Source organism: Streptomyces sp. NPDC047028 (assembly GCF_040644095.1).
Classification (GTDB): domain Bacteria; phylum Actinomycetota; class Actinomycetes; order Streptomycetales; family Streptomycetaceae; genus Streptomyces.
Window position 1 is genome coordinate 1 of the sequence record NZ_JBEYVS010000006.1, and the last position, 20,083, is coordinate 20,083.

Below are 20,083 nucleotides of genomic sequence, written 5' to 3' on the forward strand. Positions count from 1 at the left end.
TGCGCGACAAGCCACCGACCACCCGCACCCGGCACACGCACCCGCGCCACCCCCCCCACCCACCCCCCCACCCACCCCCCCGCGAAAGGCGCACCCCGGATGACCACATGTCACCGCCCCGGCTGCGCCGGTCACATCATGGCCACCGGCTACTGCGACACCTGCGGCCACGCCCACTCGGACGAGCGGACCGAACCGCAGGGCTCCGGTGCCCAGAGCCACCCCCTCCGGGAGGAGAACACCCCCGGACCGCCGCCCACCCACGCCGTGGCCGGCACCGGCGAGCTCGACCAGCACGGCCTGGTAGACCTGCCCGACGTCCCCGACACCGGCTTCGGCGCCCTGGTCGAAGACCCCCGCCCACCCGCCGGAGGCGCCCGCTGCGGAGCGGCCGGCTGCACCATGACCATCGGCGTCGGCTACGGCGGCCGCCCCGCCCCCGCCACCGGCCACTGCCCTCGCTGCGGCACCCCTTTCTCCTTCCTGCCCCAGCTCCACAAGGGCGACCTCGTCGCCGGCCACTACAAGATCCTCGGCTGCCTCGCCCGCGGCGGCCTCGGCTGGATCCACCTCGCCGAGGACACCCGCGCCGACGGCTACCGCGTCGTCCTCAAGGGCCTGATCAACGTCCACGACACGCTGGCCCGCCGCAACGCCGTCGAGGAACGCCGCTCGCTGACCGACCTGCACCACCCCGACATCGTCCGCATCATCACCTACGCCGAACACCGGCTCCCCGGCCAGCCGCCCACCGGCTACCTGGTGATGGACCACATCGGCGGCCGCTCCCTGCAGCAGCTCGTCGACGCCGACGACACCGACCGCGGCTTCGCGGGCCGCCTGCGCCACGACCACATCCTCACCTACGGCTGCAAGATCCTCGGCGCCCTCCAGTACATGCACGAACGCGGGCTGCTCTACTGCGACATGAAACCCGCCAACGTCATCCACTTCGGCCGGGCCGTCAAGATCATCGACCTCGGCGCGGTCCGCGCCATCGGCGACCGCACCTCCGCCTACGTGTACACCGCCGGGTTCGCCCCGCCCAAGGAGGAGATCGACCGCCGCGGCTGGCACGTCGACAGCGACCTGTACACCGTCGGCATGACCCTCGCCGCCCTGGCCCGGCGCGCGGAACCGGCCCGCGGCCTCGCCACCGAGTCCTTCCGCCGGCTCGTCGACCGCGCCACCCATGCCACCCCCGCCGCCCGGTTCCGCTCGGCCGCCGAGATGTCCCGCCAACTCTGGGAGGTGCTCCGCGAGTTCCGCTCCCTTCAGTTCGGCGAGCAGCTACCCGAGAGCTCGACCCGGTTCCGTGCCACCGACGCCGGCCTCGACGCGGGGCTCGGCGCCATCCCCGCCCTCGGCCACTGGACCGACCGCCACGGCACCGGTCCCGCCGGGCTGGGCATCTCCCCGCCCCGGCCCGCCGAGGTCGCCGCCGTCCTCCCGCAGCCGGTCCCCGACCCCGACGACGGCGCCGCCCTGCTGCTCGACACCTTCACACCCGACGCGCCCGACCGGATCGCCGAACGGTGGCCCCGAGAATCCCGGCTCGGTACACCCGAGACCGCGCTCTGGCTGTGCCGCGCCTATCTGCGCAAGGGCGAGCGGGCCGCGGCCGAGAGCTGGCTCACCGAGGCCGGGACCCAGCTCGGCGAGGAGGCCGCCGCCCACGACTGGCGCATCGCCTGGCACCGCGCCGTACTCCACCTCGCCAAGGGGGAGGTGGCGCTCGCGGGCGGCGGCTTCGAGGCCGTGTACCGGGCGCTGCCCGGCGAGTACGTGCCCAAGCTCGCCCTCGGCCACTGCGCCGAACACGGCTTCGGCGGCCGCCCGGCCGACGCGATGACGTACTACGAGGCCGTCTGGAAACGGGACTTCGCACACACCGCAGCCGCCTTCGGCCTGGTCCGCGGCCACCTGGCCCGGGGCGACCGGGACGCGGCCGTACGCGTCCTGGACGACGTCCCGTCCACCTCCCGGCACTACGACGCCGCGCGCGTCGCCGCCGTCCGGGTGCGCGCCGGCATCCTCGACGGCGTCCCGCCCACCGCGGCCGGCCTGCGGGACGCGGCCCGGCGGCTGCCCGCACTGCGCCTGGACGGCGGCGCGGCCGACGGGGAGTCACGGGCCCGGCTCGTCGCCGAGGTCCGGGAGAACGCCCTGCACAGCCTGCCGGACCAGGAGGGGGAGCACGGCTTCCCGGCCGGCGACCTGCTCGGCGACGGCCGCACGGACACCCTGCGCACGCTGGTGGAGCAGTCCTTCCGGCAACTCGCCGCGCAGGCCCGCACCGCCGACGAGCACGGCCGGCTGCTCGACCTCGCCCACGCCGTCCGCCCGATGACCACCTTCTGACCACCCACCGACGACCGACACCACCAGGACAGCCACGCCATACCGTGGGAAGGGGACGCCATGACGAGCGGCAGCGCCGGGGACGTGGCCGTGACGCTCGCGGTCGGCCAGAACGAGAAGCTGCCCGCCGCGCCGGCCGGGGGAGGGCACGGGCACCCGGGCGACCGGGAGATGCACGCCATCCTGGAGATCGGCGTCACGAGCGGGAGTGTTGAGGCCGATCCCGCGGACCCCGCCCCGCGGCCGGCCCCGGGCCCCGCCCTCGCCGAGGTGCTGATCGTCGACACCTCCCGCTCCATGCTGCACCCGGCCGCCAAACTGCACGCCGCCAAGGACGCCACCGTCGCCGCGCTCCGGCTGCTGCCCGAGGGAACCGCCTTCGCCGTCCTCTCCGGCCGGTTCGACGCCACCGTGGTCCACCCCGGCTCCGCCCCCGAGCCGATGGCCGTCGCCGGTCCGGCGGAGCGCGACGCCGCCGAGTACGCCGTACGCATCCTGGACGCGGACGGCGGCACCGCGATGGGCACCTGGCTCGACCAGGCCCGGCGGCTGCTGAAGGACCAGCCCGCCCCCGTCAAACACGTCCTGCTGCTCACCGACGGCCGCAACGAGCACGACCACCGGGCCGCCGTCCGGCTCGACACCGCCCTCGACGCCTGCGAGGGCCGGTTCGTCTGCGACGCCTGGGGCATCGGCGACGACTGGGACGCCGACCTGCTGCTGCGTATCACCCGGCGGCTGCACGGCCACGCCGGAGCCGTCCGTGACGAGTCGGAACTCACCGCCGCCTATGAGGAACTGGTCACCGGGCTGATCGGTACAGCCGTACCCGAGCTGCGCATCCGGCTCACCCCGATGCCCGGCACGGTGATCCGCCAGGTCAAGCAGGTGGTGCCCGGCGAGCAGGAACTCCTGCCCACCGCGGACGAGTCCGCCGGCCCCGGCGTCGAGTACGTCACCCGCGCCTGGAGCGAGGAGGTCCGGCACTTCCAGGTCGTGCTGTCCGCCGACCCGGCCGGCCGCGACATCGGCACCGACCTGCAACTGGCCGCCGTGGACGTGACCGTACCCGACTTCGGGCGCCCGGTACGGCTCCCCGCGCCGCGGCCCATCCTGGTCCACTGGACCGACGACCCGCGCGACGCCTCCCGCCGGCACCCCGGGGTCCACCGCCACGAGCTGTACCAGCGGTCCAGCGCGGCCGTCGCCCAGGCATACCGGGCGTGGCTGCGCGGCACCGACGGCCGGGCCGAGGCGGACCGCGCGCTGACCCGGGCCCTGACGCTCGCCACCGACCTCCGCGACGCCCAGCTCCTCGACGCCCTCCGGCGTATCGAGGCCGCACCGGGCACCGGCCGGATCCGGGACGGCCTCAAGGACGTCGACTGGCAGCACCTGATCCTCTCCAGCGCCCTGACCACCCCACCGCGGCCACCCGCCGAGGGCCCGCCCGACCCCCCCGACGCCGACGACCTGGTGCCCGCCGACCCCGACGAGCTGATCGAGTGCCCGCACTGCCACTGGCTCGGCCCGGCGGACTCCGTGTACTGCGGCGGCGACTGCGGCCTGCGGCTGAAGGAGAGCGCATGAGCACCGCGGGTACGGCCAAGGACGCCGGCCCGGCCGGCCTGCCCCGGCTGCTGGGCCGGATCCTCGGCGCCGGACCGCGCCCCGCCGACGGCGCCAGCACGACCGCCCACGACCTCGCCGTCCGCCACCGCCTGCTGCTCGCCCTGTCGGCCCTGCTCACCCTCTCCCTCTTCGCCTCCTACGAGGGCGTCCACGGCGACGCCGCGCCGCTGCGCGGCTCCAGCGCGCCGGCCGTGTTCTCCATCGACACCGCCCTCTTCGCACTCGGCGAGGCACGCCAGGCCGCCACCGCGGAGACATCGTCCACCAGCGAGTTCCAGCGGCAGATAGCCGTCGCGGCGCAGAGCCTGGCCGCCGCGGCGGCGGACGACGTCGGCGACGCGGCGGGCCGGCAGGCGGTATGGACGGTGACCGGACTGATCACCGTGTACACCGGCTACGTCCTCAAGGCCCAGCAGGAGCCGAGCGGCAGCGTGCTGCGCGCGGCCTACCTGAGCTACGCCAACAGCGTCCTGCGGGCCGACGGAACCGGCATAGTGGCCCGCCTCGACGCGCTGCGCGCGGACCAGCGGGCCGTGGTGCACCGCCAGACCTCGTTCGGCTGGGCGTTGTGGCTCGGCTGGAGCGTGACCGCGCTGCTCGTCCTCGCCCTCGGCGCGGCCCTGCTGGAGACCCAGCTCTTCCTGCGCCACCGCTTCCGGCGCCGCTACAACCGCCAACTGATGGCCGCCGGGACCCTGTTGGCGGGCGGGTCCGTCACCCTGGTGCTGTTCACCGTGCGGACCCACCAGGGCATGGCGGACACCCGCGCCCTGCTCGACCGGTCGCCGGCCGGCCCGGCCATCACCGACGCGGCCCGCAGCACCGCCGCGTACCTGTCCGGCACCGGCTTCCGCGCCGCGGCCGCCGTATGGATCGTGATAGGAGGTGCCCTGCTCATGGCGCTCGCCGAGACGGGACTGCGCCGGCACATCGACGACTACCGGTTCAGGTCCCGGTGAGCGCCCCGGACAGCGGCCCCGGCACGGCCGCCGCCCCCGGTGCCCGCCGCCGCCCGCCGCGCCGGCTCACCCGCACCGCCGTCGTGCTGGCGAGCTGCCTGGCCGTGCTGGTCGCGGCCGTCGTCGTCGCCGTACGGGCCCTCCGTCAGGAACCGACCGTCACCCTGCTGGCCAACTGGACCGGCGGCGACGAACAGATCTTCCGGCGGACGGTGATCGACCCCTTCGAGCGGAAGTACCACATCCACGTCGACTACCAGGGCAGCTCCGCCGAGAGCCAGGTGCTCAGCGCCGACGTGGAGTCGGGCACGCCGCCCGACGTGGCCGTGCTCACCGGACCCGGCGAACTCGCCGCCTACGCGGGGCAGAAGCAGCTGCAGCCCGTCGAGGACCTGATCTCCGAGGACGCGTTCAGCGCGTCCTGGGCCACGCCGCTGAACGGGCACGTGTACTGGTTCCCGCTCAAGGCCGACCTCAAGAGCATCGTCTGGTACCCCGCGGGCACCAGTGGGCAGCGGCTCAAGCAGGCAGCGGGCCGGCCGGACCAGTGGTGCCTCGGCATGGGATCCGGCGCCACCAGCGGCTGGCCCGGCACCGACTGGATCGAGGACATCCTGCTCCAGCAGTCCGGCCCGCGGACGTACGAGCGGTGGGCGCGGGGAAAGCTGTCCTGGCGGGACGCGCGGGTCGAGCGGGCGTGGACCACGTGGGGGCACATGGTGGGCGCGGGCGGCCCACGCGCCCTGGTGCTGCGGGCGCTGCGCACCGAGTACCAGAACGCGTCCGGGCTCCTCACCCGCAAGCAGTGCACGCTGGAACACCAGGCCTCGTTCATCCGCAACCGGACGGCGTGGCAGGACGCCGACGGCCGGTACGTGCCCTCGGGCCGGCTGATCCCCGGTGCCACCGCCCACGACACCTGGGAGGTGTCCGGCGACCTGGCCGCGCTGCTGCACAGCACGCCCGCGGCGCGGAAGCTGATCCGCTACCTCGCTTCCGCCGAGGCCCAGCGGAACTGGAGCGCCGGGGAATCCGGGTTCTCGGTCGACAGCCGGGCCCGGACCACCGCCGGTGGCGCCAGTGCCTCCGCCGCCGCCTGGTACCGCTCGCTCGCGGCCACCCTCCTCGACGACCGCGCCGTGCACTGCTTCGACGCCTCCGACGCCATGCCGCCCTCGGTCCGCGACGCCTTCGCCGAGGCCGCCATCGAGTTCCTCGCCCACCCCGGCCGGCTGGACGACCTGCTGGCCGGCCTGGACACCCTGCGCGGCGCCCACGGCCTCACCTGGGTCCCGTCGGTCTGCGACCGGTCCTGAACCGGGGCCGGCGCCTGCGGCACGGCGGACACGACAGCCCGAGGGCCCGGACGCCATGGTCAGGTGGCGGCGTCCGGGCCCTCGGCCCTCTGTGGAGTTGCCGGTGGGCGGCGGGTCTAGCAGGGGCCGAGGTCCTGCCAGACACCCCACTCACCGGTGGTGCCGGGCTCCTCGCCCGTCGTCCACCACTTGGCCTTCCAGGTGTGGCCGTTGTGCGAGACCTGCTGGCCACCGGTATAGATCTTGCTCTTGTCCCACGGGGCGGCCGTGCACTGGTTGCCGGTGCCGCCGGTGACGGTCAGCGAGTAGGTCGCGGAGTGGCTGCCGGAGTCGCCCGCGCCGGTGACGGTCACCGTGTAGGTGCCCGAGGGCGTCGCCGAGGTGGTGCCGAGGGTGAGCGTGGACGAGCCGCCCGCCGTCACCGAGCTGGGGCTGAGGGAGGCGGTGACACCCTGCGGGGCCCCGCTGGCGCCGAGCTTCACGGTCTGGGCCTTGCCCGACGTGACGGCCGTCTTCACCGTGGCGGTGGCGGACTTCCCGGCGGTCACCGTGCCCGACGACGGGCTGAGCGCCACGGAGAAGTCGTTGGCGGGAGTGGTGGTGCCCCCGGTGAACGGCTCGAAGGTGTGGCTGAAGTCCCAGGTGTTCTGCTCGATGCCGGAGCAGTTGTCGGCGGCGGCACCGCCCGCGCACCCGCCGTTGTCCCGCTGCAGGGCCCAGAACGACAGGGTGTTGATGCCCTTGGCGACGGCCCAGTCGTAGACCGTCCTGGCGTTGGCCAGGCTGAAGGTCTCGGCCTTGCCGAAGTCGTCGACGCCGGGCATCTCGGTGACACCGACCATGCCCCACAGCTGTGCGGTGCTCTTGTTCGGGTACAGGCCGGCGAGGGTGTCGACCAGGCCCTGGGCGGCGGTCTCGGTGTCCTGCGCCATGTCGTGCGGCTGGTTGTCGTAGTAGTCGAACGTCATGAGGTTCACGACGTCGACCCGGGTGCCGTTGCTGACCGCGTTGCGCAGAAGCGCCTCGCCGGTGTCGCCGAGGCCGTGGGTGGTGGTCGGCAGGGTGTACGAGAACTGCACCGTGCGCCCGTTGGCGGCCGCCCAGTCCTCGACCATCTTGATGGCCTTGTTGCGGCGGTCGATGCCGGCGGTGTTGTTCAGCGCGTCGACCTCGACGTCCATGTCGAGCCGCGAGATGTCGTAGGTCGTGATGACCTTCTCGTAGGCGGCGGCGATCTGCGAGACGTCGGTGCAGCTGTCGGCCAGTTCGGTGCCGGTGGTGTCGGCCGTGTAACCGCCGAACGAGGGGATGACGTCGCCGCCGTTGCCCTGGATGGTCCTGATGTCGGAGCCGAACGTCGAGGAGGCGACCGGCATGCCGGTGTCGCCGTTCCAGTACGGCGTGCAGGAGCCCTTGGACGCGGTCTGCAGGAACGCCATCGTCAGGTGCTTGGCGCCGGACTGCGCGGCCAGGGCGGCGGGGCTCTCGCCCGTCCAGGCCTCGAAGTAGGGGGCGAAGACGTGGTTCGGCAGCGGTGTCGCCGCCTGCGCGGTGCCGGTTCCCGTGACGGCGAGGCCCACCGCGGCCGCCGCGGTGGCGGCTGCGGTGAGGGTCGCACGGAAGGAACGCATGAGTCTCATGTCAGTCCAGGTGTGAGGTGGGGGTGGCCAAGTGCCGGGCGTCGGAGGGACGTTGATGCTTCTGGAATAGCGGGCATCCATGAGCCGGGTCAATGGTCTGGACCAAGATGGGACTAGACCAGTTCCGGAACCGGTCGGGCTCTGTGCCTGGACAGGGCTGTTGCGAGTGGACTAGACCACTCGGAGGGCAGGTGGGCGGTCAGAGCCAGTCCCGCCGCTTGAAGATCAGGTACAGCGTCCCGCACACGACGCCCATCAGCCCGATCGCGAAGGGGTATCCGAAACTCCAGCTCAACTCCGGCATGTCCCGGAAGTTCATGCCGTAGATCGTGCCGACGAGCGTGGGCGCGAAGAGGATCGCCGCCCAGCTGGAGATCTTCTTGACCTCCTCGTTCTGCTCGAACCCGGCCTCCGCGAGCGCCCGCATCTCCGCGTTCTGCTGCTGGGTGACCAGGGTCGCGTTGACGGTGAGGATCTCGGTGAGGGCCTGCCGGAAGCCGTCGACGCGCTCGCTGATGTGCGTGACGTGGTCGGCGACGTCCCGCAGGTAGCGCTGGAGTTCCTCGTGGGTCTCGTACTTGGCGAAGCCGGCCATCAGGGCGTGCAGCATGCCGACCAGCGGGCGGGTGGCCCGCTGGAACTCGACCGTCTCCCGCGACAGTTCGTAGATCCGTCGGGAGACCTCGGGGTCGCCGCGGAAGACCTCCGTCTCGATCTCGTCGATGTCGTTCTGCACGCCCGCGACGACCGGCGCGTACCCGTCGACGACCGCGTCGAGGATCGCGTACAGGACCGCCTCCGGGCCGAGCGCCAGCAGTTCGGGCGAGTCCTCCATGCGGCGGCGGACCGCGGACAGGTCAGGGGCGGAGCCGTGCCGGACCGTGATCAGGAAGTCGGGGCCGACGAAGACGTGCAGCTCGGCGAAGGCGACCTCCTCGGGGGCGTCGAGATAGCGGGCGGCGCGCAGCACGACGAAGAGGGTGTCGCCGTAGCGCTCCAGCTTGGGGCGCTGGTGTGCCTCCATGGCGTCCTCGACGGCGAGGGGATGCAGGCCGAACTCCTCGGCGAGAGTGTGTAGTTCGGAGGCCGTTGGGCGGCTGAGTTCGATCCACTCGGTGGGGTGCCTTGGGCGGGGGAGGGTGGGGTCGGCGCCGTTGGTTCTGGCGTTGCCCGGGGCGTTTTCCGATGGACGCTCGGGCATCGGGGGCCTCTCGATTGAGCCTTCGACCAGGGGGCCGGGATCAGCATGATAGCGCCGCCGGTTCGTCTTCTGGCCGCGGGCCGGTAGGGGTTCGTCGCGCAGTTCCCCGCGCCTTTCAGGGGCGCTGTTGTGCCCCTGCGTTGACAAGAGCGCCTAGTTTGCGGGTATGGACAAGAGCAGCGGAGCGGTGATTCTGGGAGGCCGGGCACTGAACCGGGCCACCCTTGAGCGGCAACTTCTTCTGCGGCCTTCCCGGTTGGGCGTTCTGGAGGCCGTTCGGCATCTGGTGGGGCTTCAGGCGCAGAACGTCAAGCCGCCGTACTACGCCCTGGCCGCCCGGCTCGACGGGTTCGTGCCGGAGGGGCTGTCGGCGCTCATGGCGGAGCGTGAGGTCGCCCGGATCGTGACCCTGCGGTCCACGCTCCACACCCACACCGCCGAGGACTGCCTGGGTCTGCGTCCCCTCGTGCAGGCGGCCCGGGAGCGGGAACTGGCGGCCTTCCGGAAAGGGCTCACCGGCGTCGACCTCGGCCGGCTGGCCGCGCTCGCCCGTGAGCTGGTCGAGGAGGAACCGCGCACCATGGCCCAGTTGCGCACCGCCCTCGGGGCCGCGTGGCCGGACGCCGAGCCGCGGGCCCTCGCCGTCGCCGCGCGATGCACTCTTCCGCTCGTCCAGGTCACCCCGCGCGGACTGTGGGACCGGGGCGGACAGGTCGCCCTGACCACCGTCGAGCACTGGCTGGGCCGCCCGGCCGGGCCGGTTCCGGCGGTGGACGACGTGGTGCCGCGCTATCTCGCCGCGTTCGGGCCGGCCTCGGTGAAGGACATGCAGACGTGGGCCGGACTCACCCGGCTGCGGGAGGTCTTCGAGCGGCTGCGGCCCGGGCTGCAGACGTTCCGGGACGAGAACGGGGTCGAACTCTTCGACCTGCCCGAAGCGCCGCGCCCCGACCCGGACACCCCGGCCCCGCCCCGCTTCCTGCCCGAGTTCGACAACCTGCTGCTCGCCCACGCCGACCGCACCCGCGTCGTACCGCCCCCGCTGCGGGGCCGCAGCTGGCAGGGCAACCAGGCCTTCCGCACGCTCCTGGTCGACGGCTTCCTGGCCGGGCTGTGGACGCTGGACGCCGACGCCCTCGTCATCGAACCTCTCACCCCGCTGACCCCGGTCCAGCGGCGGGACGTGACCGAGGAGGGGGAGCGGATGCTGCGGGTGATGCACCCCGGGACGCCGTACGACATCCGGTTCGGGACCGTCGTACGGCCCTGATACCCGGTGCCCGCCGAACCGTGCCGCCGGCCCCGTCTCCAGTCACCCCACTACGGTCGCCCCGTTACAGTCACCCCATGGAACTGCGGCAGCTCAGCTACTTCGTCGCCGTCGCCGAGGAGTTGCACTTCGGGCGGGCGGCCGAGCGGCTGCACATCGTGCAGTCGGCGGTCAGTCAGCAGATACAGCGACTGGAGCGGGAGCTGGGCGCCGAGCTGTTCGACCGTTCGCCGCGCCGGGTGCGGCTCACCGGGGCGGGGGAGCGGCTGCTGCCCGAGGCGCGGGCGGTGCTGGCGGCGGCCGACCGGGCCAGGGCGGCCGTGGCGGCGCCGGCCGGACTGCGCCTCGGCACCTGCACCGGACTCGGCGCCCACCTGGACCGGGTGCTCGCCGCCCTCGCCGAACGGGCGCCGGACGTCTCCGTCGACCTGGTCTCCCTGCCGGTGTCCGAGCGGCTGGCCCGGGTCGCCGTCGGCGGACTGGACGCCGCGTTCGTACGGGCGGCCGAGCCGCCGCCCGGGGTCCGGGTGCTGCCGCTGTGGCCCGATACGCTGGTCGCCGCCGTCCCGGCCACGCACCCGCTCGCCACACGGCCCGAGATCGACCTGGCGGACCTGGCCGGGCTGCCCCTCGCCCTGACCGCCCGTCGCGACAACCCCGCCCTGGTCGACCTGGTCGTCGGCGCCTGTCACGACGCCGGGTTCGAACCGGTGCCCGCGGCGGTCAACGGGTCCCTGCAGAACACCCTGGCCACCATCGGCGCCCGCCCCCTGTGGACGGTCGTCTACGCCTCCCACGCGCGCGTACTGCACACCCCGCGCGTCGCCTACGTCCCCTTCCGCGCGCCCGGCCTGGCCCTCGCCACCGGCCTCGCCGTGTCCGCCGCCGGCCCCACCCCCCATCTGGAGGAACTGCTGACGGCCTGCGGCGATCACGAAAGCTGATCGCTGCGGTCGCCGACTGGCCCTTGGTCGGGGACGCGTCCCGCGATGGACTGGACCCACCGAGAAGACGTGCCGGTCAACGGCCGATCAAGGGAGTGCAGTCATGCCGATCGTCACCATCCAGCAGGGCCCCCGCGACACCGAGCTGAAGCGGGACCTGGTCAAGCGGGTCACCGACGCGTTCGTCGACGCGCTCGCGGTCCCCGCGGAGTCCGTGCAGGTGTGGATCCACGAGGTCCCCGCGGACAGCTGGGGCGTGGCCGGAAAGCTCACCGCCGACCGGTAGACACACGGGTGCGGGCCCCGGACGGGGGACGGGGCCCGGACAGCGGCCTGGACATGGATAGGGAGGCGTTGCGGGCCGCTCGTGGTGGCTCGCAACGCCCCCCTGGCTGCTACCTGAGGGGTGCTCAGGTGTCCTTCTTCCGGGTTACGAGCCGACCTGCTCGGTCACCAGGTCCGAGAAGGTGGCCAGCCGGGTGTACACACCCGGGTAGCCCGCCTCCGCGCACCCCTCGCCCCAGGAAGTGATCCCTGCCAGGACGCCCCCGACAAGCAGGGGACCGCCGCTGTCGCCCTGGCAGGTGTCTACGCCGCCGGACGTGTATCCGGCGCAAACCATGTCGGACTGGACGAAGTCCGAACCGTAGGCGCTCCCGCAGCTGGAGTCGGCCACGACCGGGACGGTCGCGGTCCGCAGCTGGTTGGAGGAGCTGCCGTTCTCCGAGGTGGTGCCCCACCCGAGGATCCGGGCAGTGGTGCCGGCCGCGTACACCCCGGTGTCCGAGGAGGACACGTACTTCGCGGCGGTGTACGGCATCGACGACGCCAGCGTGATGACGGCCACGTCGTCGCCGTTGGTGGCGTCCGTGTAGTCCGGGTTCACCCAGATCCTGCTCACCTTGGCGACGGTGCCGTCGGTGCCGTTGAGGTAGGTGCGGCCGCCGACCACGCGGACCCCGTTCGGGCTCTCGCCGACCATGCAGTGCGCGGCCGTGACGACCTTCGTGGGGGCGACCAGGGTGCCGCCGCAGAACTGGTTACCGGCGGCGTCGGTGATCTGCATCATGAACGGGTACGCGGCGGTCGTGGTGGTCGTACCGCCCACGATGGGCTGGGGTGCGGCGGTCGCCGTGGGGGAGGCGATCAGCGCGGTGGCCGCGGCGGCGGCCGTCGCCACCAGTGTCGCGGCGAGTGGTCTGGCACGTCTGGTCCCGAACATGCGTCTCCTCGTGGGGGTTGCCGGTGGGGGTCTCGACGGGGGTGAGCACGGGGGTCGCGGGACCGACCCCCGTGTGCCCGGGCGAGCGGCACGCTCATTAAGCTAGGACCCGAACTCCCGCCTCCCAATGAGGGAACCCCCTAGGGGGGCCGGGGGAGGGAAAACCCTCGGTCTGCGGCCCAGTCAACAAGGACCGGCCTCAGTCCGCGCGGCGACCTGCCGCCAATCGGACGATGTCGACCCGCGACCGGATCCCCAGCTTGCGGTAGACGCGGGTCAGCGTGGCCTCCACCGTCTTCACGCTGACGAACAGCCGCGCCGCGATCTCCCGGTTGGTGGCGCCCTCCATGACCAGCGAGGCGACCTGACGCTCCATCGACGCCAGGCCCTCCAGGGCGTCCGGGGCCTCGCGCGCCGGCAGCGCCGGATCCGGCTCCCGGGGGGTGAGGGCCTCGTCCACCTGGCGCAACCACGGCAGCGCCCGGCAGCGGCGGAACAGCCGGGTCGCCTCGTCGTACGCCGCCGCGCGCCGCGCGTTCGGCTCGGCGGGGCCGGTGCGCAGCCGGGCCAGCACGAACGCGGCCCGCGCCTCCTCCAGGCCGTAGCCGAGCTTGCCGAGCCGGTCCTGAGCGGAGGTCAGCCGCTCCACGGCGGCCTCCTTCTCGTCCCGGGCGGCCAGCACCAGGCCCTCGGCCCGGTCCAGGACGCCGAGGACGCTGTCCCGGCCCAGCCGCAGCGCGTGCTCGCGGCTCGTGTCGATGACGTCCTGCGCCTCGTCGGGTTCACCCACCCGGACCAGTGCCTCGGCCAGGTCGGCGTGCCAGCGGCCGCGTGCCGGGTCGGTGATGCCGAGGTCCAGCTCCAGCCGGCGCACCCGGCGCAGCGAGCGGACGGTGCCCGCCGGGTCGCCGGCCACCAACTGCGCGTGGCCGAGGGCGGCCAGGGCCCGGGAGAGGTACATCTGGTCACCGTCCTGCCCGGCGTGCTCGACGGCCTCCCGGGCGAGGGCGAGGGCCCGGTCCACGTCCCCGCCGGCGGCCTCGGCCAGCGAGGTGAGCATCGCGGAGGCGGTCTCGCCGATCCCGGAGTCCCGGGCCAGGCGCAGGCCCTCGTGGGCGAGTTCCAGGGCGCGGCCGCAGTGCCCGGCGTGCAGTTCGGTCTCCGCGAGGCAGCGAACGAAGTGCACCTCGCTCTCCACCGAGCCGCGCCGGCGCACCTCGCGCAGCAGCCCGGTGACCGTCGCCCGGGCCTCGGACAGCTGGTCGCCCATGATCTGCCACCGGAACCGGGCGCTGACCGCGCCGTTGTGGTGGCAGGCCACCCCCGGGTCCTGGGGCTCCTTCAGGGCGCGCTGGATCGTCTGCGGGGCCTCCGGGTGACCCATCAGGGTCTCGGTCTGGGCCTGGAAGGCGAGCGCGAGGAGTTCGGTGCGCCGGTCGGCGCCGCGCGCGGCCAGTTCGGCGGCGTGCGCGGCGGCCTCGCGGGCCTCGGTGAAGTCGCCCTGCACGATCAGGGCCCGCCAGGCCAGCTGGTAGTGGACCAGGGCGAGCAGCCGCGGGTCGTCGCCGGCGTCGGCGAGGGCCTGCGGGAAGGCGGCGTCGACCTCGGCCATGGTGTGCCCGGCGGTGTCGATGACGATGATCCAGGCCCGTACCCGTTCGGCGGGCACGGTCGTCCGGGTCAGCACCTCGCGGGCGATGTCCCGGGCCAGGTCGACTTCGCCGGCGGTGATCGCGTCCTCGGCGGCCTGCAGCCGCCGCTCCTCCGGACCGGGCGCGGTGCCGGCCGGGCTGTGCCGGGCGGCGAGCAGCCCCAGCTGGGCGGCGACCGAGGGTGCGCCCCGGTCCCGGGCGAGGGCGGCGGCCTCGGCGAGCCGGGCGGCCACCTCGGGGTCGGTGCCGGTGGTGGCGAGGGCCAGGTGCCGGGCGCGTTCGATGGGGTCGGAGGCCGCCGTGGACAGGGCGGCGTGCGCGGCCCGGCGTTCCTGGGCGGGCGTCTCGGCGTAGAGCGCGGCGGAGATCAGCGGGTGCGCGAACCGGACGGCCTGGCCCTCCGCCTCGGGAGTCAGCAGCCCGAGTTCGGCGGCCTGGGCGCACTCGGCCTCGGCGTTGCCCCGGCCGGCCGCGTGCAGCAGGGCGGCGGTGGGGCGGGCGCCGGCGCTGGCCACCAGCAGGGTGCGGCGGGCCTCCACCGACAGCATGTCCAGCCGGCTGAGCACCAGGGCGCGCAGCGAGGTCGGCACCGGCAGCGGCTCGCCCGGCCGGGGCGGGGTGGGGCTGTCGGCGAGGGCGCGGCCCAGCTCCAGGGCGAACAGCGGGTTGCCGCCGCTGGTGCGGTGGATGTCGCGGACCGTGGAGCGGGGCAGTCCGCCGTGGCCGCGGTGGTCGAGGAGCTGGGCGACCTGGGCGCGGGAGAGCGGGCCGAGGCGGACGGAGAGGGTGTCCGGCGGGCAGGCGCGCAGATGGCGGTCGTACTCCTGGCTCTCCTTGCTGACCGTCCGGGTCGCGCACAGCAGCTGCACCGGGGTGCCGCCGAGCCGGCGGGCGGCGAAGCCGAGCAGTTCGGCGCTGGCCGGATCCAGCCACTGCAGATCGTCGGCGACGACCAGGACGGGGCCCTCGGCGGCGAGTGCGCGGAGCGCGGAGAGCACGGCGAGGCGCAGGGCGAGGCCGTCGCGCTGGAGGCTGGACTCGCCGCGGCCGGTGAGCGCCGACTCCAGGGCGGTGCGCTGGGCGGCGGGCAGCCCGGGGCTCACCTCGTCGAGGACCAGGCCGAGGAGGTCGGCGAGGGCGAGGAAGGGGAGGTGCGATTCGGACTCGGTGGCCGAGCAGCGCAACACCGTCCGGGCGGTGGCGCCGTATTCCTCGGCCAATGCCCGCAGGACCGTCGATTTCCCAATTCCGGCGGGGCCGTGGAGCAGCACGCTGCCGCCGGCGGCGAGCTGGTCACGGGCGCCGGTGAACAGTTCGTCGCGGCCGATGAGCAGGTCGGGGCGGCATCGGGCAGGCTCCTGGAAGTCCCGTCGCACGGTCACCGCTCCCCTCGTGTCGTGTCCGGGCCAAATTCTAGGCAACGATCCTGGAAATTCGGACGGAAGCCGTGGTGAGGGAAATAACAAACGGTCAAAGAAAGTCGAATTCAGCGCGCTACCCGCATCAACCGGAAGGGTTCCTTACCGCCGCGGGGCACTACGGCAGCAGCCCCGCCCGGCGGGCCGCCGTCACCGCCTCCCCTCGCGTGTGGGCGCCCAGCTTCCGCATCGCCGAGCGCAGATAGCCCTTCACCGTCTCCGGGCGCAGTCCCAGCCGTTCGGCCACCCCCGCGTTGGTGGCGCCCGCCGCCACCCAGGAGAGCACGTCCAGCTCGCGCGGCGCCAGACTCGCGCCGCCGGACGGGCGCTCCTCGGCCAGCAGCCCGCACGCGGCGAGGAGTTCGGCCCGCACCTCGGGATCGGCGATCCGCGGGGCCAGGGCGCGCAGCGCCGCATGGGCCTCCCGCACCTGCTCCCGGGCCGCCCCCGCCCCCGGCTCCGGCCCTGCCGGCGCCACCGCCCCGGCGGCCCCGGCACCCGCCGCCGACACCAGCGCCCGCGCCTCGTCCCGCACCACCAGCGCCTGCTCCACGTCCCGCGCCGCCGCCACCGCCGCGCCCAGCGTGCGGTCGCCCAGCGGCTGCGCCGCACGCAGCGCGCCGTACAGCACCCCGCGCACCCGGCGCCGCACCACCACCGGCACCGCGAGCACCGAGCGGATGCCCTCCGCGGCCACCGGCGCGTCGTACTCGTGGCTGATCTGGCGGGAACCGGCGTAGTCCGTGACCGCGCACGGCCGGGCCAGCGCCACGGCCCGGCCGCCCAGCCCGTTGCCGGAGGTCACCGCGAGCGCGCTGAGCGAGGCGGTGTGCGTGCCGCTCAGCTCGCTGATGCGGATCTGCGGCCTGCCCGCCTCGACCAGCCCGCCGAAGGCGACCGGGAGACCCGTCCCGCGCCGCAGCCGGGCCAGCGCGCTCCGTATCTCCACCGCCGCCACGCCGTCTGCTGTCACCTGTTCACCCCTTCGACGCGGCCCGTGCGCGGTCCACACCCCCGTTCGGGGGTAGTGAGACATGCATCACGGATTAGACGATGCCAGAGAGCGGCCCGGCAATGGTCCGGAACAGGGGAGCCGGCCGAGGTGTGCGACGGGCGGAGCGTGCGCGCAGGCGCACGGCCCAGGAACGAGGAGGACGGATGACGACGGCGACCGAGCAGTTCCGCACGGCGCGGGACTTCCTGCTGGAGCACCGCGAGGACTACGCCACCGCCCGCGCGGGCTTCAGCTGGCCCCGGCCCGAACACTTCAACTGGGCGCTGGACTGGTTCGACGCGATCGCCGACGGCAACGACCGGACCGCCCTGCACATCGTCGAGGAGGACGGCACCGAGGTCCGGCTGTCCTTCGCCGAGATGGCCGAGCGCTCCGACCGGGTCGCGAACTGGCTGCGCGCCCGGGGCGTCGGCGCCGAGGACCGCGTCCTCGTCATGCTCGGCAACCAGGCCGAGCTGTGGGAGACCGCGCTGGCCGCGATGAAGCTGCGCGCCGTCGTCATCCCGGCGACCCCCCTGCTGGGCCCGGCCGACCTGCGCGACCGGGTGGACCGCGGCCGGGTCAGGCACGTGATCGTCCGCGCGGAGGACACCGCCAAGTTCGACGACGTCCCCGGCGCCTACACGCGGATCAGCGTCGGCGGACTGCCGACGGAGGGCTGGGAGCCGTACGAGGACGCGTACACGGCCCCCGCCGAGTTCGTGCCCGATGGGCCGACCCTCGCCGACGACCCGCTGATGCTGTACTTCACCTCCGGCACCACCGCCCGCCCCAAGCTGGTCGAGCACACCCACAGCTCCTACCCCATCGGCCACCTGGCCACCATGTACTGGATCGGCCTCAAGCCCGGCGACGTCCACCTGAACATCTCCTCGCCCGGCTGGGCCAAGCACGCCTGGTCCAACCTGTTCGCCCCGTGGAACGCGGAGGCGACCGTCTTCATCCACAACTACACGCGCTTCGACGCGGCCCGCCTGATGGCCGAGATGGACCGCTGCGGCGTCACCACCTTCTGTGCCCCGCCCACCGTGTGGCGGATGCTCATCCAGGCCGACCTGACCCAGCTCGCCACCCCGCCCCGCGAGGTCGTCGCCGCCGGCGAACCCCTCAACCCCGAGGTCATCGAGCGGGTCCGGCGCAGCTGGGGCATCACGATCCGGGACGGCTTCGGACAGACCGAGACCGCCGTGCAGGTCGCCAACAGCCCCGGCCAGCCGCTGAAGACGGGCTCCATGGGCCGCCCCAGCCCCGGCTACACCGTGGAACTCCTCGACCCGGTCTCCGGCGCGCCCGGCGCCACCGAGGGCGAGATCGCCCTGGACCTCTCCGACCGGCCCGTGGGCCTCATGACCGGCTACCACGGCGACCCGGACCGCACCGCCGAGGCCATGGCGGGCGGCTACTACCGCACCGGCGACGTCGCCTCCCGCGACGACGAGGGGTACCTCACCTACATCGGGCGCAGCGACGACGTCTTCAAGGCCTCCGACTACAAGATCAGCCCGTTCGAGCTGGAGAGCGCCCTGCTGGAGCACGAGGCGGTCGCCGAGGCCGCCGTCGTCCCGGCCCCGGACGAGTTGCGGCTCGCCGTGCCGAAGGCGTACGTCGTCCTCGCCGAGGGCTGGGAGCCCGGCCCCGGCACCGCCAAGGCGATCTTCGAGCACTCCCGTGAGGTGCTCGCCCCCTACAAGCGCGTCCGTCGGCTGGAGTTCGGCGCGCTGCCCAAGACCGTCTCCGGCAAGATCCGCCGGATCGAGTTGCGCGAGGCCACGGCCGCCGGCTCGGACGACGAATACCGCGAGGAGGACTTCCGGTGACCTCGAAGCCGACGACCGCACCGCTGTCGTACACGCACGGAACGGGCAGCACCGCACTGCTCGGCGACACCATCGGCGCCAACCTCGACCGGGCCGTCGCCGCCTGGCCCGGCCGCGAGGCCCTGGTCGACGTGCCCACCGGACGGCGCTGGACCTACACCGCCTTCTCCGCCGAGGTCGACCGGCTCGCCTGCGCGCTGCTGGCGAGCGGCGTCGCCAAGGGCGACCGGGTCGGCATCTGGGCGGTCAACTGCGCCGAGTGGGTGCTCGTCCAGTACGCCACCGCCCGCATCGGCGCCGTCATGGTCAACATCAACCCGGCCTACCGCACCCACGAGGTCGAGTACGTCCTCAACCAGGCGGGGATCTCCCTGCTGTTCGCCTCCCTCAGCCACAAGAGCAGCGACTACCGCGCCATGGTGGAGGAAGTGCGCGGCCGGTGCCCCGGGTTGCGGGAGAGCGTCTACATCGGCGACCCGTCGTGGGACGAGTTCACCGCGCGCGGCACGGACGACCGGCGCGAGGAACTGCGGTCGCGCGAGGCCGAGTTGTCCTGCGACGACCCGATCAACATCCAGTACACCTCGGGCACCACCGGCTTCCCCAAGGGCGCCACGCTCTCCCACCACAACATCCTCAACAACGGCTTCTTCGTAGGTGAGTTGGTCGCCTACAGCGAGCAGGACCGGATCTGCATCCCGGTGCCCTTCTACCACTGCTTCGGCATGGTGATGGGCAACCTCGCGGCCACCTCGCACGGCGCCTGCATGGTGATCCCCGCCCCGTCCTTCGAACCGAAGGCCACCCTTGACGCCGTCCAGCAGGAGCGCTGCACCTCCCTGTACGGCGTGCCGACCATGTTCATCGCCGAGCTGAACCTCCCCGACTTCGCCTCCTACGACCTCACCTCGCTGCGCACCGGCATCATGGCGGGCTCCCCCTGCCCGGTGGAGGTGATGAAGCGGGTGGTCGCCGAGATGCACATGGAGGAGGTCTCCATCTGCTACGGCATGACCGAGACCTCACCCGTCTCCCTCCAGACCCGCATCGAGGACGACCTGGAGCACCGCACCGGCACCGTAGGCCGCGTCCTGCCCCACCTGGAGGTCAAGGTCGTCGACCCGGCCACCGGCGTCACGCAGCCGCGCGGCACGGCCGGGGAGTTGTGCACCCGCGGCTCCAGCGTGATGCTCGGCTACTGGAACGAGCCCGACAAGACCGCCGAGGCCATCGACCCGGGCCGCTGGATGCACACCGGCGACCTCGCGGTGATGCGGGACGACGGCTACGTCGAGATCGTCGGCCGCATCAAGGACATGATCATCCGTGGCGGCGAGAACATCTACCCGCGCGAGATCGAGGAGTTCCTCTACGGCCACCCCAAGATCCGCGACGTCCAGGTGGTCGGCGTGCCGCACGAGACGTACGGCGAGGAGGTCCTCGCCTGCGTCATCCCGCTCGACCCCGCCGACCCGCTCACCCTGGAGGAGCTGCGCGCCTACTGCGCGGGCAGACTCGCCCACTACAAGGTGCCGAGCCGGCTCCAGGTCCTCGACTCCTTCCCGATGACGGTGTCCGGGAAGGTCCGCAAGGTCGAACTGCGCCAGACCTACGGCGGCTGACGGGGCGCCGGCGC

General features: G+C 73.5%; 14 protein-coding genes. 9 read left to right on the forward strand and 5 right to left on the reverse strand.

Annotation, left to right across the window (positions count from 1 at the left end; all coding sequences use genetic code 11):
- Positions 1-99 precede the first annotated feature (99 nt).
- The 4 genes from ABZ854_RS07520 to ABZ854_RS07535 are packed head-to-tail and all read left to right on the forward strand — an operon-like array spanning position 100 to position 6,268.
- The gene (locus ABZ854_RS07520) at positions 100-2,361 is read left to right on the forward strand and encodes a tetratricopeptide repeat protein (RefSeq protein ID WP_361205758.1); all 2,262 of its coding nucleotides are present in this window, start codon (positions 100-102) and stop codon (positions 2,359-2,361) included.
- Between the two features lie 60 nt (positions 2,362-2,421).
- Positions 2,422-3,951: a VWA domain-containing protein gene (locus ABZ854_RS07525; protein ID WP_361205761.1), complete on the forward strand. Its 1,530-nt coding sequence runs from the start codon at positions 2,422-2,424 to the stop codon at positions 3,949-3,951.
- Positions 3,948-4,952 (forward strand): hypothetical protein, encoded by a 1,005-nt coding sequence (locus ABZ854_RS07530; protein WP_361205764.1) that lies wholly within the window; start codon positions 3,948-3,950, stop codon positions 4,950-4,952. The genes ABZ854_RS07525 and ABZ854_RS07530 overlap by 4 nt, the downstream gene beginning before the upstream one ends.
- The gene (locus ABZ854_RS07535) at positions 4,949-6,268 is read left to right on the forward strand and encodes an ABC transporter substrate-binding protein (RefSeq protein ID WP_361205767.1); all 1,320 of its coding nucleotides are present in this window, start codon (positions 4,949-4,951) and stop codon (positions 6,266-6,268) included. The genes ABZ854_RS07530 and ABZ854_RS07535 overlap by 4 nt, the downstream gene beginning before the upstream one ends.
- Before the next feature lie 116 nt (positions 6,269-6,384).
- On the opposite strand, the gene ABZ854_RS07540 is transcribed toward ABZ854_RS07535, so the two are convergent.
- Both ABZ854_RS07540 and ABZ854_RS07545 read right to left on the reverse strand, forming a co-directional pair.
- Positions 6,385-7,908 (reverse strand): glycosyl hydrolase family 18 protein, encoded by a 1,524-nt coding sequence (locus ABZ854_RS07540; protein WP_361205770.1) that lies wholly within the window; start codon positions 7,906-7,908, stop codon positions 6,385-6,387.
- Between the two features lie 199 nt (positions 7,909-8,107).
- The gene (locus ABZ854_RS07545; RefSeq protein ID WP_361205773.1) at positions 8,108-9,109 is read right to left on the reverse strand and encodes a magnesium and cobalt transport protein CorA; all 1,002 of its coding nucleotides are present in this window, start codon (positions 9,107-9,109) and stop codon (positions 8,108-8,110) included.
- Positions 9,110-9,275: 166 nt separating this feature from the next.
- Here ABZ854_RS07545 and ABZ854_RS07550 point away from each other — a divergent pair, with 166 nt between their 5' ends.
- The 3 genes from ABZ854_RS07550 (at position 9,276) to dmpI (ending at position 11,609) form a co-directional block, all read left to right on the forward strand.
- Positions 9,276-10,379: a winged helix DNA-binding domain-containing protein gene (locus ABZ854_RS07550; protein WP_361205776.1), complete on the forward strand. Its 1,104-nt coding sequence runs from the start codon at positions 9,276-9,278 to the stop codon at positions 10,377-10,379.
- A gap of 77 nt (positions 10,380-10,456) precedes the next feature.
- A complete protein-coding gene (locus tag ABZ854_RS07555) occupies positions 10,457-11,323 on the forward strand; it encodes a LysR family transcriptional regulator (protein ID WP_361205779.1) in 867 nt (288 codons plus the stop codon).
- A gap of 103 nt (positions 11,324-11,426) precedes the next feature.
- Entirely contained in the window at positions 11,427-11,609 is a 183-nt protein-coding gene (gene dmpI, locus ABZ854_RS07560) for a 4-oxalocrotonate tautomerase DmpI (protein ID WP_361205782.1), read from the forward strand.
- A gap of 144 nt (positions 11,610-11,753) precedes the next feature.
- Here dmpI and ABZ854_RS07565 read toward each other — a convergent pair whose 3' ends face one another.
- The 3 genes from ABZ854_RS07565 to ABZ854_RS07575 form a co-directional block, all read right to left on the reverse strand.
- Complete coding sequence (locus ABZ854_RS07565) at positions 11,754-12,545, reverse strand: serine protease (protein ID WP_361205785.1); 792 nt, start codon at positions 12,543-12,545, stop codon at positions 11,754-11,756.
- A gap of 199 nt (positions 12,546-12,744) precedes the next feature.
- On the reverse strand, positions 12,745-15,579 hold the full coding sequence (locus tag ABZ854_RS07570; protein WP_361205787.1) for an AAA family ATPase: 2,835 nt from the start codon (positions 15,577-15,579) through the stop codon (positions 12,745-12,747).
- Between the two features lie 154 nt (positions 15,580-15,733).
- Positions 15,734-16,588 (reverse strand): helix-turn-helix transcriptional regulator, encoded by an 855-nt coding sequence (locus tag ABZ854_RS07575; RefSeq protein ID WP_361205790.1) that lies wholly within the window; start codon positions 16,586-16,588, stop codon positions 15,734-15,736.
- A gap of 185 nt (positions 16,589-16,773) precedes the next feature.
- Between ABZ854_RS07575 and ABZ854_RS07580 the strand changes: the two genes are divergently transcribed.
- A complete protein-coding gene (locus ABZ854_RS07580) occupies positions 16,774-18,447 on the forward strand; it encodes an AMP-binding protein (RefSeq protein WP_361205793.1) in 1,674 nt (557 codons plus the stop codon).
- Positions 18,444-20,069, forward strand: coding sequence for an AMP-binding protein (locus ABZ854_RS07585; RefSeq protein ID WP_361205796.1), 1,626 nt, complete (start codon positions 18,444-18,446; stop codon positions 20,067-20,069). The genes ABZ854_RS07580 and ABZ854_RS07585 overlap by 4 nt, the downstream gene beginning before the upstream one ends.
- Positions 20,070-20,083 lie beyond the last annotated feature (14 nt).

Coding starts and splice junctions, on each gene's coding strand:
- ABZ854_RS07545 (WP_361205773.1), bottom strand. CDS start 9,109: ATGCCCGAGCGTCCATCGGAAAACGCCCCGGGCAACGCCAGAACCAAC.
- ABZ854_RS07550 (WP_361205776.1), top strand. CDS start 9,276: ATGGACAAGAGCAGCGGAGCGGTGATTCTGGGAGGCCGGGCACTGAAC.
- ABZ854_RS07530 (WP_361205764.1), top strand. CDS start 3,948: ATGAGCACCGCGGGTACGGCCAAGGACGCCGGCCCGGCCGGCCTGCCC.
- ABZ854_RS07520 (WP_361205758.1), top strand. CDS start 100: ATGACCACATGTCACCGCCCCGGCTGCGCCGGTCACATCATGGCCACC.
- ABZ854_RS07525 (WP_361205761.1), top strand. CDS start 2,422: ATGACGAGCGGCAGCGCCGGGGACGTGGCCGTGACGCTCGCGGTCGGC.
- ABZ854_RS07540 (WP_361205770.1), bottom strand. CDS start 7,908: ATGAGACTCATGCGTTCCTTCCGTGCGACCCTCACCGCAGCCGCCACC.
- ABZ854_RS07555 (WP_361205779.1), top strand. CDS start 10,457: ATGGAACTGCGGCAGCTCAGCTACTTCGTCGCCGTCGCCGAGGAGTTG.
- ABZ854_RS07565 (WP_361205785.1), bottom strand. CDS start 12,545: ATGTTCGGGACCAGACGTGCCAGACCACTCGCCGCGACACTGGTGGCG.
- ABZ854_RS07580 (WP_361205793.1), top strand. CDS start 16,774: ATGACGACGGCGACCGAGCAGTTCCGCACGGCGCGGGACTTCCTGCTG.
- dmpI (WP_361205782.1), top strand. CDS start 11,427: ATGCCGATCGTCACCATCCAGCAGGGCCCCCGCGACACCGAGCTGAAG.